Raw genomic sequence first — 16,104 nt, 5'->3', positions numbered from 1 at the left:
GGTTGAGGCAGTGCGATGACACGCGCTGACTTGTGACGTGAAGAGAGGGCCTTCCGCGATTGAGTGGGAGTTGCGAAACCAGCACTCCGAGGAAGGCCCTCCGTATGTCCCACGCTAATGCAGCCCTGACCCCTCGCGCACGTTTAAGGCTTGCGAAACTCATCATCGAGGATCAATGACCTGTCACCGTTGCCGCGAAGATGTTTATGGTCTCCCCCGTCACGGCCCGTAAATGGGCGGCTCGCTACCGTGATGAGGGCGCGGCCGGGATGACCGACCGGTCAAGTCGTCCCCACTCCATGCCCACCCGCACTCCGCTGCCAGTGGTCAAACGGATCATCGGGCTGCGCTGGCGGGGCCGACACGGTCCAGCCCAGATCGCCTCCGAGCTCGGCATGCCCACCTCCACCGTTCACGCCGTGTTGGTGCGCGCGGGTCTGAACCGGCTCTCGCGCATTGATCGGGTCACGGGCGAACCGATCCGACGCTACGAGCATCCTCATCCGGGATCCTTGATCCATGTCGATGTGACCAAGTTCGGTCGCATCCCTGACGGGGGTGGACACCGGTTCGTCGGCAGACAGCAGGGACTGATCAATCGAGCGGCGACATCCGATCGCGAGGGCACTCGCACCAAGCGATATCAGCCCCGGCTCGGGGTGGGATACCTACACACCGTCATTGACGACCACTCTCGTGTGGCCTACATCGAGATCTGCGAAGACGAGAAAGCTGCGACCGCGATCGGGGTACTCACTCGCGCGGTGGCGTGGTTCGCCGAGCGGGGCGTCACCGTCGAGAGAGTGCTCTCCGATAACGGTTCCGCCTACCGATCACACGCCTGGCGCGACGCGTGTCGAGACCTGGCGATCGTGCCTAAGCGGACCCGGCCCTATCGGCCGCAGACGAACGGGAAGATCGAACGCTTCCATCGCACCCTTGCCGATGGGTGGGCCTACGCCCGGTTCTACACCTCAGAGACCGAGCGGCGGGACGCGCTTCCCGGATGGCTGCACTTCTATAATCACCACAGGCACCACTCCGCAATCAGGGCCACGCCCATCAGCAGACTGAACAACCTGCCTGGACATCACAGCTAGAGGGGCAAGCTCTTGAGATTTCTCGGGCGATAGACTCACAGCTTGGGCATTAACCAATGCCGAAGCACAGTGCTTCGAGCGGCCCAGAGCATCCTGGTGACGTCCTCTGTTAACGCGATGTAGAGACACGTTTCCACCGAAACGCGTCCTACCACTAGACTTCCGAACGTGTTCCGAATACGCTTAGAGCCATGACACTCTCATATGACCTCCCCGTGGCCACCCGGCGTTCCTCGGACCTGAGCAAGCACTCGGCCGAGGTGTTCGCGGAGGCAGAGGACCACCCTGTCACGGTGACCCGCCGCGATGGCGAGTCCCTGGTGCTCATGTCACAGCGCGAAGCCGATGCCCGGGCAGAACTCCTGCAGATCGCCGCTTCGCTCATCACGGTGTCCCTCGAAGACGGCCCCCTGACCGAGCGCATGGCCAGCTTGTACCCATGGATATACGCGCTGAGCACTGAGGACCGAGAGAGGTGCGCTCGGGACCTCATCGACGCCGCGCGGGCATCGTTCTCAACGCATCAGCCTCACATGGTGGTCGCCAAGCTCACCAGCTGGCGCGAGACGGCCACGGCAATCGCCGCAGGGCTGGGATCCCAGCCGGTCGAGTGGCTCGAGGAAGATGACGATATGGTCGGCGGTGCGCTCGTCGAGCGCCCTTGATCATGCCCAAGGAGACGCTAGTCCCGCGCCCAGCGAAGCGGTCGGAGTACGTGTTGAAGTACGCCTCGAAGCAGTCCGAAAAGGGCTGGCGCGACCTCGTGGCGACGATCAGGAATCCGATGAGCGACACTTGGGACTTTTTGACCCGCACGCCGCTGACGACCACCCCGACCAACTACCAGCTCGAGGGATCCCTTGGCTCGATCACCCGGAGCGGCCGCACCTTCCAGCGCTGGCAGCACAAGCCCACGCTCAAGGGCACAGCTCGGGTGTGGTTCTATGTCGATGGCAGCACCGTCTACCTGGAACAGGTCCACACCTCACACCCCAACGAGACAAAGTAGCCAGGCATGGGGCCCTTCACTCCTCGGGTCATGCGGTTGCTCTCGGACGAGCTGACCGATGCGCCGGTGCGCCAGATCGACACATTGTTCGACGATCGGGGCGTCGCGCTCGGCCCACCGCAGCCGCGCGAGAACGACGAGAGCATTCGGCGTGAGCGGATGCGTCGCTACCTCGTGACGCTCGATCTGGACGACTCTGCGGATACACAACGGCTGACTGCCGTGTTCAGCGACGTGTTGCAGAAGATTCTCCAGGACACCGCAACCAGCTGTCGACGAATCCACCGGCACCGTGCGCATTGGCCGGCTCGTAGCCGGTGCACAACTGACCGCGGTCGCGCTCAATGCTCTTCCTGATCCGCAATCCATTCAGGATCACCTGCACAGGCTCGCCGACAGTGTCGACACAGATCCTCGGCTCGCTGTCAGCACCGCCAAGGCTCTGATCGAGTCGACTGCTAAGTGCGTACTCACTGCCCGTGAGCGGAGCTACACCCGCTCGGCGAAGGTACCTGCCCTGGTCAACGCCGCCCAAGAGTCTCTCGGCCTCGCAGCCAAGTCTGTCAGCGACGAGGATCGGGCGCTTCGCCAGGCCCTGCAGTCGTTGGTCACCCTAACTCAAAGCGTTACCGAGATCAGGAACAGCGTCGGCATCGACCACGGAGCCGAAGAGGTGCCGAGGTGGGTGCGTCCGCGACACGCCCGCCTGGTCGTCGGGGCGGCTCAGGTCTGGTGCCAGCTCATGCTGGAGACGCTGGCCGATTTGGACGCACCCTGGCGTCACTCGAAGTCCTGATCGCGGACCGCGTGGACCGCCATCGAACTCGCCATCAACCTGAGTTCGTCCGCTGCCACGAGGTGAACCCCTGAGGGTTCCGCAGCACATGACGAATCACGGAACGACACAACACAAGCGCCCCGCCAGGCCGAAACCTGACGGGGCGCTTGTACGAGACTCTAGGGCGACCGTCGGCGATACTTCGTCAGCGACCGGACCGTCTCTTATCCGAGTGGATCAGCTCACTTATCCGCAATTTGACGCAGCACGTACTGGAGGATGCCGCCGTGGCGGAAGTAGTCGGCCTCACCGGGTGTGTCGATGCGGACGTTCGCATCGAAGACGGTCTCCTCGCCGCTGTCCTTTGTCGCGGTGACCGTGACGGTCTTCGGGGTGGTGCCCTCGTTGAGTGCCGTGATCCCCGAGATCGAAAAGGTCTCCGAGCCGTCCAGACCGAGCGACTCCGCCGTCTCGCCGGCCGGGTACTCGAGCGGGAGCACGCCCATACCGATGAGGTTAGAGCGGTGGATGCGCTCGAATGACTCGGTGATGACGGCCTTGACGCCGAGCAGCGCGGTGCCCTTCGCGGCCCAGTCGCGCGAGGATCCCGAGCCGTATTCCTTGCCGCCGAGGACGACGAGGGGAATGCCGGCCTCCTGGTAGGCAATCGACGCGTCGTAGATCGACTCCTGCTCACCGGTCAGCAGGTTCTTCGTGAACCCGCCCTCGACATTGTCGAGCAGCTGGTTGCGCAGACGGATGTTCGCGAAGGTGCCGCGGATCATGACCTCGTGGTTACCGCGGCGCGATCCGTAGGAGTTGAAATCCCTGCGGGCGATCCCGTGCTCGGTCAGGTAGCGACCGGCCGGGGAATCCGCCTTGATCGCACCAGCCGGGGAGATGTGGTCGGTCGTGACCGAATCGCCGAGCTTGGCGAGTACCCGGGCGCCGGTGATGTCCTCGACCGGCTGCGGGTCGGCCGTCATGCCGTCGAAGAACGGGGCCTTGCGGACGTAGGTCGAGTCATCATCCCACTCGAAGGTGTTGCCCTCGGGCGTCGTCAGCGCCTTCCAGCGCTCGTCGCCATCGAAGACGGAGGCGTAGTTGTCCCGGAACATGTCCGAATCGACGGTCGCCTCGATGACCTCGTCGACCTCGTGCTGGGACGGCCAGATGTCGGCGAGGAACACGTCCTTGCCGAGCTGGTCCTGGCCAAGGGGATCCGAGTCGAAGTCGAAGTCCATCGTGCCCGCGAGGGCGTAGGCGATGACGAGCGGCGGGGACGCCAGGTAGTTCATCTTGACGTCCGGGTTGATCCGGCCTTCGAAGTTGCGGTTGCCGGAGAGGACGGAGACAACCGTGAGATCCTCCTCGTTGACGACGCGGGAGATGTCCTCGGGCAGCGGACCGGAGTTGCCGATGCAGGTCGTGCAGCCGTAGCCGACGAGGTTGAAGCCCAGCGCCTCGAGCGAGGGCCACAGGCCCGCCTTCTCGTAGTAGTCGGTCACGACCTTCGAGCCGGGCGCCATCGACGTCTTCACCCAGGGCTTCGACGTGAGCCCGAGATCGGCCGCCTTCTTCGCGAGGAGGGCCGCCGCGAGCATGACGGACGGGTTCGACGTATTCGTGCACGAGGTGATCGAGGCGATGACGACATCGCCGTGGTCGAGCTCGGTCTCCGTGCCGTCCGGCATCGTGATCGGCACCCGACGATGGGGGCGATCCGAGGCCTGATCCGGGTCGGCGGGTGCGCTGGCGGCCGAGTCATCGAGGCTGTTGACGGCGACGGGATCCGAGGCATCCATCGTCATCTCCACAGCGCGATCGAGCTCGGTCGGCTGGAGGCCCTTGCCGGAGATGTAGTCGGGCAGTGTGCCCGCGAAGGAGGCCTTCGATTCGGTGAGGGGGACGCGGTCCTGCGGGCGCTTCGGGCCGGCGATCGACGGGACGACCGTCGACAGGTCGAGCTCGAGGTACTCCGAGTAGCGCGGCTCGGCGGCCGGATCGTGCCAGAGGCCCTGCTCCATCGAGTAGGCCTTCGTCAGGGCGATCTGGTCCTCCGAACGGCTGGTCAGCCGCATGTAATCGAGCGTGACATCGTCGATGGGGAAGATCGCGGCCGTGCACCCGAACTCGGGCGACATGTTGCCGATGGTCGCGCGGTTCGCGAGCGGGACCTCGGCGACGCCCTCGCCGTAGAACTCGACGAACTTGCCGACCACGCCGTGCTCGCGGAGCATCTCGGTGATCGTGAGGACGACGTCGGTGGCCGTCGTACCCGCGGGGATCTCGCCCTTGAGCTTGAAGCCGACGACGCGGGGAATGAGCATCGAGATCGGCTGGCCGAGCATGGCCGCCTCTGCCTCGATGCCGCCCACGCCCCAGCCGAGGACGCCGAGGCCGTTGACCATCGTCGTGTGGGAGTCGGTGCCGACGCAGGTGTCGGGGTAGGCGACGAGTGCGCCGTTGTCCTCCGCGGTCATCGTCACCCGCGCCAGGTACTCGATGTTGACCTGGTGGACGATTCCGGTACCCGGGGGGACGACCTTGAAGTTCTCGAAGGCGCCCTGGCCCCAGCGGAGGAACTGGTAGCGCTCGCCGTTGCGCTCGTACTCGCGCTCGATGTTGATCTCCAGCGCCTGGTTCGTGCCGTAGGCATCGATCTGCACCGAGTGGTCGATGACGAGTTCGGCCGGGTTGAGAGGATTGATCGACTCGGGGTTGCCGCCGAGCTCGACGACGGCCTCGCGCATGGTGGCGAGGTCGACGACGCAGGGCACGCCCGTGAAGTCCTGCATGACGACACGTGCCGGCGTGAACTGGATCTCCTTGTCCGGATCAGCCTCGGGATCCCACGAGGCGATCGCCTCGATGTGCTCCTTCGTCACGTTCGCGCCGTCCTCGGTGCGCAACAGGTTCTCGCCCAGAACCTTCAGGCTGAACGGCAGCTTCTCCATGCCCGGAACCGCGTCCAGGCGATAGATCTCGTAGGCCGTATCCCCGACAGTCAGGGTTGATTTCGCTTGGAAGCTGTCGACGCTCACGTTTCACTCCTCAATTCACTTCGGCCCGAGGACCGCGAATATCTCGATTTCAAGATATCGTACCGGCGCAACTCGTTCAACCGGCCGCGCCCACAGACATTCTATGTGGATGGTCGAGGGAGAGTGTCGATATCAGCTGAGGATGGTCACGACTTCCATATGGATCGTGTGCGGGAAGAGATCGAATGCTGCGAGCGACATGACAGAGCGCCCATTCTCGATCATGGCGCGCACGTCCCGCGCCATCGCCGCCGGGTCGCACGAGACGAGGGCGATCGCCTGCGCATTCGATTGGGCGAGCGCCGTCGCCCCCTTGATCCCGAGCCCGGCCCGCGACGGGTCGGCGATGACGACATCGGCCCCCTCCGAGCCGCTGGCGAGCAGGCTCGGCGTAATCGACGCTCGCGTGATCTCGGCCTTGGGAGCATTGCGCTCCGCATCCCGCACCGAGGCGGCCGTGCCCTCCCACATGCGGACGGCCCGGGCCTGGTCGGTGAGCGGGAGCGTGAAAAGCCCCGACCCGCCGTAGAACTCGGCGACGCGGTCGCTCTTGCGCAGGCGCACACCCTTGAGGACGGCGTCGAGCAGGGTGACGGGTGCCTTCTCATGCGTCTGCCAGAACCCGGTTGCGGTCACCTCCCACGAGTAGCCGGCCGCACGCTCGACGACGCGGGCACCGATCTTCCGGCCGGGCGCCTTGTAGACGTCCTTGCCGACGGAGACGACGGGACCCTGCCCGGTGGGGGCGACGAGCCGCACCCGGTCGCCCGGCCGCCACGTGCCGGCCCAGTCATCCTGGGATCCAAGGATGTCGTTGATGGCGGGAGCCGCGAGCGGCATGTGATCGATGGCGACAAGAGCATCGCTCCCCCGCGCATGCATCGCGAGACGGCCCTCCTCGTCGACATCGACGTCGAGGCGGGTGCGCGTGCCGAGCCCCGGCCCGACCTCCCTCACGCGGACATTGAGGCCGGCGTCCTTGAGGTGGCCCTGGAGGGGGCCGCCGAGATGACCGATCGCGTCCTCAAGAACGGCGGTCTTCCACGCGAGCTGCGCTGAGCGCCGGAGGTAGCCGAGCTCGGCACCACCCGCCGTGTCCCACACGTGTGGAACGCGGTCGGGTGAGGGTTCGATGACCTCGGTGACGATCCCCTTCCACAGCTTCTCGGATTCGTCGATCTCAACCTCGACGGTCTCACCCGGCGCGGCGCCCTCGACGAGGATCACCCGGCCGTCGACTCGTGCGATTGTGTAGCCGCCGTGTACGGGGCCTCCTGCTTGAAGTCTCACAGTTCTTCGATGTCCTCGATCTGGTAGGGGACCTCGGCGACGATGACGCCGGGTTCGAGTTTGAGCTCCGACAGAAGTGCCGGGGTCGAGTGGCTGACGAAGAATCGCTGCCAGATGGCAGACGACGACACCACCCGTGGAGCGTAGATGACGACGATATCGCGCGGGGAGGACCGTCGCAGGCTTCGGACGTGCTCGATGACGGGCCGGCGGGCCGCCCCGCGAGGGGTGCCGAGGATCGTCAACTCGACCGGCAGGTCGGCCGCCATCCAGTCACTCGTCAGCTTGTCGGTCGCCACCGGGTCGACGTCGACCACGAGTCCCGCCATGGTCGACGGGCGGGTGGCGCGGACGAAGGTGATGGCTTGGAGGGTTGGTCGGTCGAGGCGCTCGACGAGAACGATGGCGTGGACCCGGGTGGGGAGCGACCGCCCGACCGACAGGTCGTGCGCGGCCAGGGTCGCCCCGATCCGTCCCATGCCTCGGCGCAGCACGAGAAGGGCGATCGAGGGGATGGCAAGGGCGCCGGCTCCGACGAGTGTGAAGTGGGGCTGGACCGCGACCGACAGGGCGAGGATCGCGGCCCCCACGGCCCCGAGGATGAGACCCGCCGTCCGCGACCGTGCCGCATCCCTGCGCTCAGCGAGGGCGGTCGACTGCTGCCGGATCCGTCGCGCGCGGGCGACGAGCGCCGCCATGGTCAGCACCATCGACACCGCCATGATCGTCACCACCATGGTCGAGCCGCCGAGCGGGGAGCTCGCGAGGTAGACGGCCCCGGCGGCGGCGATGGCGATGACGGCGACGACGACGCGGCGTGACCCATACGCATCCGCCGCCGCAATGTGTCGCGGCAGGATGCCATCCGCCGCCAGCTGCCTCATGAGCTGGGATACCTGCGTGAAGGCGGCCAGAGCCACCGCGATTCCCGCCAGGCTGAAGGTCAGGCCGATGATGACGACCGCGAGCTGGGGGAAGAACACCTCGGCGAGCGCGAGGACCGAGGGCGACCTCGTCGCCGGCGGAAGAGCGGTGACGTGGCTGAGGTAGAGGATGCCCGCAATGCCGGCGATGACGGGGATGATCGCGGTGAGGAGCCGACGGGTTGCGATCCTACGGCCGCCCGGCTCGCCGAACGACCGTTCTGTCGCCAGCCCGAGGACGGCCGCCGGGAACAGTGCGCCGAGCACGGCCTCCCCCAGCGGCCAAGGAATTCCGGGGGTCCGTTCGGCCACCGTCGTCTCCGGCGGCGTCGTCAGGCCGCCGGCCAACTCGATGACGAGCCCGCCGATGATGATGATGCCGACGGCGAGCGCCGCCGGCACGAGGGCGGCGATGATGAGCCGGGCGCCGGGGTGGCGCCCGAGCATTGTCGGTACAGCGAGGAGCAGGACGGCGCCGGCCTGGATGAGCGGCAGGATCTCGCTCGAGGGGCCGACGAGCGGCGTGAGCGAGCTGACGGCGAATCCGGCTGCGATGGCGACGATGATGACATAGGAGATGAGCTTGGCGGCGGCCGCGACAGCCGAGAAGGGCTCGGAGATGTAGCGGGCAACGAGCTGATGGTCGGCCGTGCGCGGCACGAGGTGCGACAGAAGCCGATAACCGAGGCCCACGGCGACGAGCACCGCCGCCCCAATGGCGAGTGACATGCCGTATTGGCTGTCGAGGCGCGCCCCACCCCCCGCCTGGATGATGGTCTGCGGGGTGTGGAGGAGGACGAGCAGCGCGAGGCCTGCTGCGCCTGCGAGCCTCAGGCTTCGACTGGTCGCGGTCATGATGGATTCAGGCTACGCCACGTCGCCGTTTCGGGTAGCGTGACTTACCGTGCACTACGTCATTATGGGGTGCGGGCGAGTCGGTGCCTCGCTCGCCGCAGAACTGTCTGATCGCGGCCATTCCGTTGCCATCATCGATCAGAATCCCGCCGCGTTCTCTCGCCTGCCCGACACGTTCGACGGACAGCAGGTCACCGGCGTCGGCTTCGATCGGGAGGCCCTCGAGCAGGCTGGGATCGAGCAGGCCGCGGGCTTCGCGGCGGTCTCGTCCGGCGACAACTCGAACATCATCGCAGCCCGGGTTGTCCGCGAGACCTTCGGTGTCTCCAACGTCGTCGCCCGCATCTACGATCCCCCGCGAGCGGCGATCTACGAGCGCTTCGGCGTGCCCACGGTTCCGACTGTCTCGTGGACGACCGACCAGGTGCTCCGCCGCCTCATCCCCCTTCCCGCGCAGGTCGAGATGCGCAGCTCGGCCGCCAATCTCAGCGTCTACTCCGTCCAGGTGGGTCTGCCCTGGCTCGGTCGCTCGGTCGCCGAACTCGAAGACCATCTGCCGCTCCGCGTCGCGTTCCTCGTACGTGGTGGAGAGGGCGTGATCCCCCGCGACACCACCGTCATCCAGAAGGGCGATCAGGTCCGGGTCGTTGCATCCCCCGACAGCATCAACCGCATCGAGTCCGTACTCGCCGAGGGTCCGAAGGAGCAGAGCGAATGAAGGTCCTCATCGCAGGAGCCGGCTCGGTCGGCCGGTCGATCGCGCGCGAGCTGTCGGGCATGAGCCACGACGTCACACTCGTCGACAAGGAGCCGACCGCGATGCGGGTGGCCACTGTCCCCAACGTTGAGTGGCAGCTGGCGGATGCGTGCGATCCGAATGCGCTGCTCGAGGCCGGAATCGATGACTGCGACATCGTCGTGGCCGCCACCGGCGACGATAAGTCGAACCTCGTCACCTCGATGCTGTCGAAGCTCGTCTACGGGGTTCCCCGCGTCATCGCCCGCGTCAACAACCCCCGCAATGAATGGCTCTTCGACGAGAACTGGGGCGTCGACGTTCCAGTCTCGACCCCGAGGATCATGACCTCACTCGTCCAGGAGGCACTCTCTGAGGGCGACCTCGTCCGCATGACCAGATTCCACCGCTCCGGCGCGTCGATGTTCCAGACCCATCTGCCCGAGACCGCGCCAGTCGTCGGTATGACTGTCGGCGAGATCGTCCTTCCGCCGGGAGCGGTGCTCACCGCCATCGTCCGCGACGGCATACCGCTCAACGCAGAGCGCGACCTCACACTCGAGACAGGCGATCAGGTACTCATCATCCTGTCCGACGAGGCGGAGCGGGACCTGGACCTCATCAGCGAGCTCATGGGCGCTGGCTCACTCGACCGCGACGCCTGAGCACGTCACCCACAGCCGGCGAAAGGCTGACCTGTGGGCGACGCTCAGCGCTCCTCGGGCTCCGGGCTGTCCTCGGCATCGGAGTGGTGACCGATGACGATCTGAGTCGACGGCTCGCGGCACAGCATCCACGTGAACCAGGCGACGAGGGCGAAAAGGAACGGGCCCATGATGACGCGGGCGACGCCGAGAGCGCCCACCTGGTCCTCTGCGAGGTAGAGCGGCAGCTGGACGGCGAGGCGGGCTCCGAAGAGGCCGACCCACAGCCAGGTCGCCGCATAGTAGCGTCGGCGCCTCGTCTGCTGAGCCGGATCCGTCCGCCAGGACTGGTTCTCTCCCCTGAGCAGGGCGACTGCGACGCCGATGAGGGGCCAGCGGGCGAGGATCGAGGCAAGCAGGACGGTGAGATAGGCGCCGTTGGTCCACAGCCCGATAGCGAAATAGTTCGCCGCATCGCCACTGCGCCACGCCCACAGTGCGGAGATCGCAACCCCGAGCGCCCCGCCGAGAGCGGGACTCAGGTCGATCCGCTGGATGATCCGGACGACGAGGGAGAGTGCGACGACGCCCACTGCCGCGGCGACGGCCGCGACGGTCTCGCCGGTCGCCGTGAAGACGATGACGAAGAGGATGGAGGGCAGCACTGTCTCGGTGAGTCCGCGGACTCCCCCGACCGCCTGCCACACGGAGAAGTCGTCCGCAACGACGGCGCCGAGACCCTTCTTCTCGGCAAGCTCTTCGAGCCGCCTATCATCGGACTGCTGGTCGCTCATGGGTCTCTGCCTTCAGCCAATAGGACGGGTTGTACATGCGGGCGCCCGGTGCCATGCGGCCCCGTGCGGTGATCGTGCGCCCGATCTGGAAGCCGGGAAGAGACCGGTAGCCGACGAAGACGAGCTCGACGCCGCCGTTCTCGTTCTCGACCTGAACTCGCAGAGTGGGATGAGCCCCCGCCCCCGGGAGGGTGAGTGAGTGGATGCGGCCGGTGAACTCGGCCTCTCCCCTTGTCACCGCAGCTCGGGCAGCTCCGGCCCATTGGGCCTGCGGACGACGGGCCTGCCGAGCTTCTCATCCACCCGAATCTGAGCGGATTCGGGCATCGTGAGCTCGATGACGTCGCGGACCGGATGGGGGTCGCTGCCGCGGTCGACGACGACTCTCCTCAGGTAGTCATACACGGCCTCGCGCGCCTCGGAATCCATCACAGCCTGGCCGACGATCTCTGCCCGCAGCATCCAGCGCGGCCCATCGACACCGACGAGGCGCACGTGACGGGTCTCGTTGACCTCGGGCTTCGGAATGAGGGCCTCGACCTCCGGTCCGAATGGGCCCTCACGGAAGCTCGCGGTGCCCCCGCCGCTCGTGATCGACTCGACCAGCTCATCGCGCATGTCCGGCCACAGCGTGTCGGACTTCGGTGCCGCGAGCACCGTGAGCGTGACAGAGGAGCCGACCATCTGGACGAGCGCGCCGATTGCGCTCCGCGTCGCCCTGTTGATGGTGAACTGGACACGGACTCCGCTCTCGCGCGGCAGGTGGAGCACCCCGAGATCGAGCATCCCCTCGACGCTCTCCGCGTCCGCAATGTCGAACGGTCCGTCGGTCGCCGGCTCGGGTCGCTCGACGGAATCCTGCGCCTCATCGACCGCATCGGTCTTTCTCCTGCGCGAGAATAGTGCCACTGTGTCGTGCCTTTCGAAGATGATCGATACAACCCTACCAAGGGAATCGTTTGTTGGAGCGCCGCGAAGGTGGGATGCTGGGCTCGTGACGGACTATTCAGAACGGCTCACGCCGAAGGCCACGGTTCTCCTCGGCGCCGGCGCATTCGGCGCCACTCTCGGACTGCTCGGACTCGCCTTCTCGCTGCCCGCGACCCTGGCCGCCATCGTCGTCCTGGGGATCGGCATCCCGCTCGCGCTCTGGGCGCTGTCTCCCGTCGTGAGGGTGACGCATGCGGGTGACGGACCGACGGGCGTTGAGCTCCAGTGCGGACGCGCGCATATCGATCTCGCCCATCTCGGATCGGCGAGAACGCTCTCGCCGTCCGAGCTCCACGACAGGATCGGGATCGACTCGTCGACGCGCGACTTCGTCTGCTTCTCCCCGTGGGTGAAGTCAGGAGTCATCGTCGAGAATATCGATGAGACGGATCCCATAGCGGCCTGGGTGATCTGCAGTCGGAATCCCGACCGCCTGGTCGACTCGCTTACGAGGCGCACTCCGAGCAGATGAGCATGCCGTCCTTCTCGTAGGCGAGCTGGGAGCGGTGGTGCACGAGGAAGCATTCGGAGCACGTGAACTCGTCCGCCTGAGCGGGCAGGACTGACACCGTGAGCTCGACGTTCGACAGGTCGGCGCCGGGAAGCTCATAGGAATCCGCGGCTTCGGCCTCATCGACGTCGACCGAACCGGACTGGTGATCAGACCGCCTCGTCTTCAGACCCTCGAGGGAATCCTCCTCGATATCTTCATCGCGCTTGCGAGGTGCATCATAATCAGTCGCCATTATCTACTTCCATAAAAAGAGGCCGCCAGACGTGTCGCGGCGCAGGTGCTGTCGCCACGATCCAGCGCATTATGCAACTCTCCGCCGCCGCCCGTCAAGCCGCCCCGATACAATGGTGAACACTCCGGGGCTGATGTCGGCTTTTACACCCCCCAGCTGGCACCCTTGGAGGAGATGTCATCAAGGAGGACTCACATGCTCGAGCTCGAGTTCCTCGGGATACAGCCCGATGGAAGCCACATGACGCTGAATGACTCAGAGGGCAATCGGTATTCTCTGCCGATCACCGACGAGCTTCGCGCCGCCCTTCGGCGCGACCGCGTCCCGAGCCCGACTGAGGAGCCTCGGCCCATGTCGCCGAAGGACATCCAGGCCCACTTCCGGGCAGGCCGCTCGCTCGAGGAGCTGTCCGACATGACGACGATGCCGGCCTCGCAGCTCTCGCCCTACGAACATCCGATCCTCGCCGAGCGCGAATACACGGCGAACCAGGCACGCTCGTTTCGCATCGGCCACGAGATCGGCTCCCTCACGGTCGACGAGCTCGTCACGTCCCGGCTCAGGTCGCGCGATGTCAACCCCGAGGACATTGCATGGACGGCGGTGAGGCAGGTCGGTCGGCCATGGACCCTCACGGCCACGTACACGGTCGCGGGGCGGGAGACCACTGCGAGCTGGACGATCAACCAGGACACGAGCTCACTGACAGCGATCAATGATGAGGCGAGGTGGCTCTCTGAGACGGAGATCCCGGTCAAGGATTCGCCCTGGCGGCCGCTTGCCTCGACAGCACGCGCCGCCGAGGAGCCCCAGGAGGACGAGAAGGACTCCGAGATCGTCTCGATGCTCGACACGCTCTCGGCCCGCCGGGGAACCAAGCAGCCGATGGTGCTCGACGACGATGAGAGTTATCCGCCCGCCGCTCATCCCCCCGCATCGCGACCCGACGAGGCCACGGACGCGACCGTGCTGTCCCTGCCGCCGCGCCCCGACCGCTCGTCCCGCGAGGAGACGGCCGCCGACGAGCTGGCGCCCCGCCCCGAGGTGCCCTCGCCCGATGATGCCCCTGACGAGGCTGAGACGAAGGAGCAGCGCCCTCGGCTCACCGGCGCAGATGACACGAGCAGTGAGCCGGACTCAGGCGAGAACGATGACGCTCTGATCGCTGAGCCTGCCAAAGACAAGAGACGCCGGCGGCGTCCCGGCGATCGGCCCGCCATGCCGTCCTGGGATGAGATTGTCTTCGGTCACCCGAAGGAGTGACGCGTCGGGCTGGAGGTGCGACTGAGATTCGGTCGCCGGGATTGACCGGCTCGTGAGGTGCGCGCGTCTGCCGCAGCGATATCGGTGAGTGCCGCGGCCTCGATCTCATGATCGGGCGACGCCCGCTCATCTGAGCGGCAGTGTGTCCTCCGAGTAGGGTGTGGCCTCGGCGGATTTCGCCGTCATCGACTTCATGTGGTGCTTACGGCAGAGCACTTCGTAGCCGACCAGATCGTCCGTCCCGGTGTCGCCGACGACGATCTGCTCCCCCTCGGTCACCATGATGCCGTTGACCGTCCGAGCATTGTGGGTCGCCCGCGCCCCACACCAGCAGAGCGCTTCGACCTGGAGACGCTCGACCCTGTCGGCCAGCTCCATCATCCTCGCCGACCCCGGGAAGAGCCGGGCTCGGAAGTCGGTGGTGATGCCAAACCCGAACACGTCGGTGCCGATCTCGTCGACGATTCGGGCGAGCTGCTCGACCTGGTCGATGGAATAGAACTGGACCTCATCGCAGACGATGAAGTCGACCTTCTCGCCGGCCATGCGACGATCGGTGATGAGCCTCCAGATATCCGTATCGGGCTCAACCTCGATGGCGGCCACATCGAGCCCGAGGCGGGACGAGAGCCTCCCCTCGCCCGCTCGGTCGTTGCGGGAGAAGATGAGCCCCTCGAGGCCACGGGCTCGCCGGTTGTAGGCGAGTTGGAGGGCCAGCGTCGACTTGCCGCAGTCCATCGTCCCCGAGAAGAACACAAGCTCGCTCACGATGTCACCTCGATCAGGCAGGGCACCAGCATCTCCTCCTCTGTCAGCGAGCCATGGAGGCCCGTGATGCTGAGCGCTCCCGCGCTCATGAACCGCGAATCGCCGATGCCGAGTCGGCCGTTCGCGAAGGCGACGACGTCGCCGATCGCGGACGCGGTCTGGTCTGTCACGTCCCCGAGAAGTCCCGATGATATCCATTCGGCCTTCGTCATGACACGGGCCCGGTCGCCGAGGTGATCGCGCCAGCGCGCCGCAAGCCCCTCCGGATCGCGGGTGTAGATCTGGGCGGCGCGCTCCTCTCCCGCGATGAGATCGACGCCCTCGGACAGCTGCGCAACGTGGGCGACGTCGATCCGCTCCTCGACGTCGATCATGCCGTGGTCGGCGGTGACGATGATGAGGGTGTCGGGAGGGGCGAGTCGTGCAAGGCGGGACAGTTCGGCATCGAGCATCTCCAGCTCGCCCGTCCAGGCCTCCGACTGCCACCCGCGGCCGTGGCCGACATGGTCGAGCTCGCCCCAATAGAGGTAGACGGAATCGGTGCGCTCAAGCGCAGCGATCGCGGCGTCGACCCGATCGGCGAGGCTCTCGCCGACGATGGGCAGGCCACCGCGCCAGGCGGCATTCGTCAGTCCCGTGCCGAGGAACTTGGCGGGTTGGACAACGGCGAGCTCCCGGCCGACGCGCTCGAGCCGCTCTCCGATCGTGTCCCGGCGCTGCCAGTCCTCCGCGCGCAGGTCGGTGTTCCAGGAGATGAGGTTGAAGGGTTCTCCTGTGCTGGGGTCGCGCAGCGAATAGCCTGCCATCGCAGTCTGCCCCGGAGGCAGCGCCGTGCCGAGGCCCGTCACCGCCGCGGCCGTGGTCGATGGTGAGACAGTCGTGATCGGGTCGGGCCGGTCAGCCATGCGACGACGGAGGAAGGGTGCGTGCCCCGAGCGGGAGGCAAGGTTATGGTGGCCGAGACCGTCGACGAGGACGACGATGAAGCGCCGCGCATCCGGCAGGCCGAGGCGCCTCGTCGAGCCGTGCGTATCGAGCCCCTCGAGCTCACAGCCGAGTGCGCCGACAGCACCGGCGAGGACGTCCGTCAGTGTCGAGGTCATGACGGCAATCCTACCGGGTGATCGTGTCCACTCTCGCGCGCCGCATGTAGGGTTCACCTCG

The 16,104-nt window shown here is 66.3% G+C and carries 16 protein-coding genes and 1 pseudogene; 8 read left to right on the top strand and 9 right to left on the bottom strand.

Annotated elements, in window-relative coordinates:
* Positions 1-104: 104 nt before the first annotated feature.
* From EJO69_RS01470 to EJO69_RS01455, 4 genes and pseudogenes are all read left to right on the top strand, one after another.
* A pseudogene (locus tag EJO69_RS01470) lies at positions 105-1,100 on the top strand (IS481 family transposase).
* A gap of 191 nt (positions 1,101-1,291) precedes the next feature.
* A complete protein-coding gene (locus EJO69_RS01465; protein ID WP_126038272.1) occupies positions 1,292-1,765 on the top strand; it encodes a prevent-host-death protein in 474 nt (157 codons plus the stop codon).
* A gap of 2 nt (positions 1,766-1,767) precedes the next feature.
* Positions 1,768-2,109: a hypothetical protein gene (locus tag EJO69_RS01460; RefSeq protein ID WP_126042257.1), complete on the top strand. Its 342-nt coding sequence runs from the start codon at positions 1,768-1,770 to the stop codon at positions 2,107-2,109.
* A 292-nt stretch (positions 2,110-2,401) separates the two neighbouring features.
* A complete protein-coding gene (locus tag EJO69_RS01455; RefSeq protein ID WP_164519821.1) occupies positions 2,402-2,905 on the top strand; it encodes an abortive infection family protein in 504 nt (167 codons plus the stop codon).
* Between the two features lie 224 nt (positions 2,906-3,129).
* On the opposite strand, the gene acnA is transcribed toward EJO69_RS01455, so the two are convergent.
* The 3 genes from acnA to EJO69_RS01440 all read right to left on the bottom strand — a co-directional run bounded on the left by acnA (position 3,130) and on the right by EJO69_RS01440 (position 8,999).
* Complete coding sequence (gene acnA / locus EJO69_RS01450; RefSeq protein WP_126038266.1) at positions 3,130-5,931, bottom strand: aconitate hydratase AcnA; 2,802 nt, start codon at positions 5,929-5,931, stop codon at positions 3,130-3,132.
* A gap of 132 nt (positions 5,932-6,063) precedes the next feature.
* Positions 6,064-7,221: a class I SAM-dependent RNA methyltransferase gene (locus EJO69_RS01445; protein ID WP_126038263.1), complete on the bottom strand. Its 1,158-nt coding sequence runs from the start codon at positions 7,219-7,221 to the stop codon at positions 6,064-6,066.
* Positions 7,218-8,999: an APC family permease gene (locus EJO69_RS01440; RefSeq protein ID WP_126038260.1), complete on the bottom strand. Its 1,782-nt coding sequence runs from the start codon at positions 8,997-8,999 to the stop codon at positions 7,218-7,220. The genes EJO69_RS01445 and EJO69_RS01440 overlap by 4 nt, the downstream gene beginning before the upstream one ends.
* Positions 9,000-9,048: 49 nt before the next feature.
* On the opposite strand from EJO69_RS01440, the gene EJO69_RS01435 reads away from it, so the two are divergent.
* Both EJO69_RS01435 and EJO69_RS01430 read left to right on the top strand, forming a co-directional pair.
* Positions 9,049-9,717 carry a potassium channel family protein gene (locus EJO69_RS01435; protein WP_126038257.1) on the top strand — a complete coding sequence of 223 codons (669 nt, stop codon included), beginning with the start codon at positions 9,049-9,051 and terminating at the stop codon, positions 9,715-9,717.
* Positions 9,714-10,400, top strand: a complete 687-nt coding sequence (locus EJO69_RS01430) for a potassium channel family protein (protein ID WP_126038254.1) — start codon at positions 9,714-9,716, stop codon at positions 10,398-10,400. The genes EJO69_RS01435 and EJO69_RS01430 overlap by 4 nt, the downstream gene beginning before the upstream one ends.
* A 44-nt stretch (positions 10,401-10,444) precedes the next feature.
* Here EJO69_RS01430 and EJO69_RS01425 read toward each other — a convergent pair whose 3' ends face one another.
* The 3 genes from EJO69_RS01425 to EJO69_RS01415 are packed head-to-tail and all read right to left on the bottom strand — an operon-like array spanning position 10,445 to position 12,082.
* Positions 10,445-11,173 (bottom strand): DUF3159 domain-containing protein, encoded by a 729-nt coding sequence (locus EJO69_RS01425; RefSeq protein WP_126038251.1) that lies wholly within the window; start codon positions 11,171-11,173, stop codon positions 10,445-10,447.
* Positions 11,151-11,411 carry a single stranded DNA-binding domain-containing protein gene (locus EJO69_RS01420; protein ID WP_126038248.1) on the bottom strand — a complete coding sequence of 87 codons (261 nt, stop codon included), beginning with the start codon at positions 11,409-11,411 and terminating at the stop codon, positions 11,151-11,153. Before EJO69_RS01420 ends, EJO69_RS01425 begins: the two co-directional genes overlap by 23 nt.
* The gene (locus EJO69_RS01415) at positions 11,408-12,082 is read right to left on the bottom strand and encodes a DUF3710 domain-containing protein (protein ID WP_164519820.1); all 675 of its coding nucleotides are present in this window, start codon (positions 12,080-12,082) and stop codon (positions 11,408-11,410) included. Before EJO69_RS01415 ends, EJO69_RS01420 begins: the two co-directional genes overlap by 4 nt.
* Before the next feature lie 85 nt (positions 12,083-12,167).
* Here EJO69_RS01415 and EJO69_RS12230 point away from each other — a divergent pair, with 85 nt between their 5' ends.
* On the top strand, positions 12,168-12,635 hold the full coding sequence (locus EJO69_RS12230; RefSeq protein WP_164519819.1) for a DUF3093 domain-containing protein: 468 nt from the start codon (positions 12,168-12,170) through the stop codon (positions 12,633-12,635).
* Here EJO69_RS12230 and EJO69_RS01405 read toward each other — a convergent pair.
* Positions 12,610-12,909 (bottom strand): DUF4193 domain-containing protein, encoded by a 300-nt coding sequence (locus tag EJO69_RS01405; RefSeq protein WP_126038240.1) that lies wholly within the window; start codon positions 12,907-12,909, stop codon positions 12,610-12,612. The genes EJO69_RS12230 and EJO69_RS01405 overlap by 26 nt on opposite strands.
* Positions 12,910-13,083: 174 nt before the next feature.
* Between EJO69_RS01405 and sepH the strand changes: the two genes are divergently transcribed.
* Positions 13,084-14,172: a septation protein SepH gene (gene sepH, locus EJO69_RS01400; RefSeq protein WP_126038237.1), complete on the top strand. Its 1,089-nt coding sequence runs from the start codon at positions 13,084-13,086 to the stop codon at positions 14,170-14,172.
* Between the two features lie 126 nt (positions 14,173-14,298).
* On the opposite strand, the gene EJO69_RS01395 is transcribed toward sepH, so the two are convergent.
* Both EJO69_RS01395 and EJO69_RS01390 read right to left on the bottom strand, forming a co-directional pair.
* Positions 14,299-14,940: a thymidine kinase gene (locus EJO69_RS01395; protein WP_126038233.1), complete on the bottom strand. Its 642-nt coding sequence runs from the start codon at positions 14,938-14,940 to the stop codon at positions 14,299-14,301.
* Positions 14,937-16,043, bottom strand: coding sequence for an alkaline phosphatase family protein (locus EJO69_RS01390; RefSeq protein WP_164519817.1), 1,107 nt, complete (start codon positions 16,041-16,043; stop codon positions 14,937-14,939). The genes EJO69_RS01395 and EJO69_RS01390 overlap by 4 nt, the downstream gene beginning before the upstream one ends.
* Positions 16,044-16,104 lie beyond the last annotated feature (61 nt).

The organism is Flaviflexus salsibiostraticola, assembly GCF_003952265.1.
Taxonomy (GTDB): domain Bacteria; phylum Actinomycetota; class Actinomycetes; order Actinomycetales; family Actinomycetaceae; genus Flaviflexus; species Flaviflexus salsibiostraticola.
This window is presented reverse-complemented; position numbering and strand designations above follow the sequence as displayed.

Excerpts from the sequence above, each read along its gene's own strand:
- EJO69_RS01405 (WP_126038240.1), bottom strand. The coding sequence starts at position 12,909 with ATGGCGACTGATTATGATGCACCTCGCAAGCGCGATGAAGATATCGAG.
- EJO69_RS01465 (WP_126038272.1), top strand. The coding sequence starts at position 1,292 with ATGACACTCTCATATGACCTCCCCGTGGCCACCCGGCGTTCCTCGGAC.
- EJO69_RS01390 (WP_164519817.1), bottom strand. The coding sequence starts at position 16,043 with ATGACCTCGACACTGACGGACGTCCTCGCCGGTGCTGTCGGCGCACTC.
- EJO69_RS01430 (WP_126038254.1), top strand. The coding sequence starts at position 9,714 with ATGAAGGTCCTCATCGCAGGAGCCGGCTCGGTCGGCCGGTCGATCGCG.
- EJO69_RS01440 (WP_126038260.1), bottom strand. The coding sequence starts at position 8,999 with ATGACCGCGACCAGTCGAAGCCTGAGGCTCGCAGGCGCAGCAGGCCTC.
- EJO69_RS01460 (WP_126042257.1), top strand. The coding sequence starts at position 1,768 with ATGCCCAAGGAGACGCTAGTCCCGCGCCCAGCGAAGCGGTCGGAGTAC.
- EJO69_RS01425 (WP_126038251.1), bottom strand. The coding sequence starts at position 11,173 with ATGAGCGACCAGCAGTCCGATGATAGGCGGCTCGAAGAGCTTGCCGAG.
- sepH (WP_126038237.1), top strand. The coding sequence starts at position 13,084 with ATGTCATCAAGGAGGACTCACATGCTCGAGCTCGAGTTCCTCGGGATA.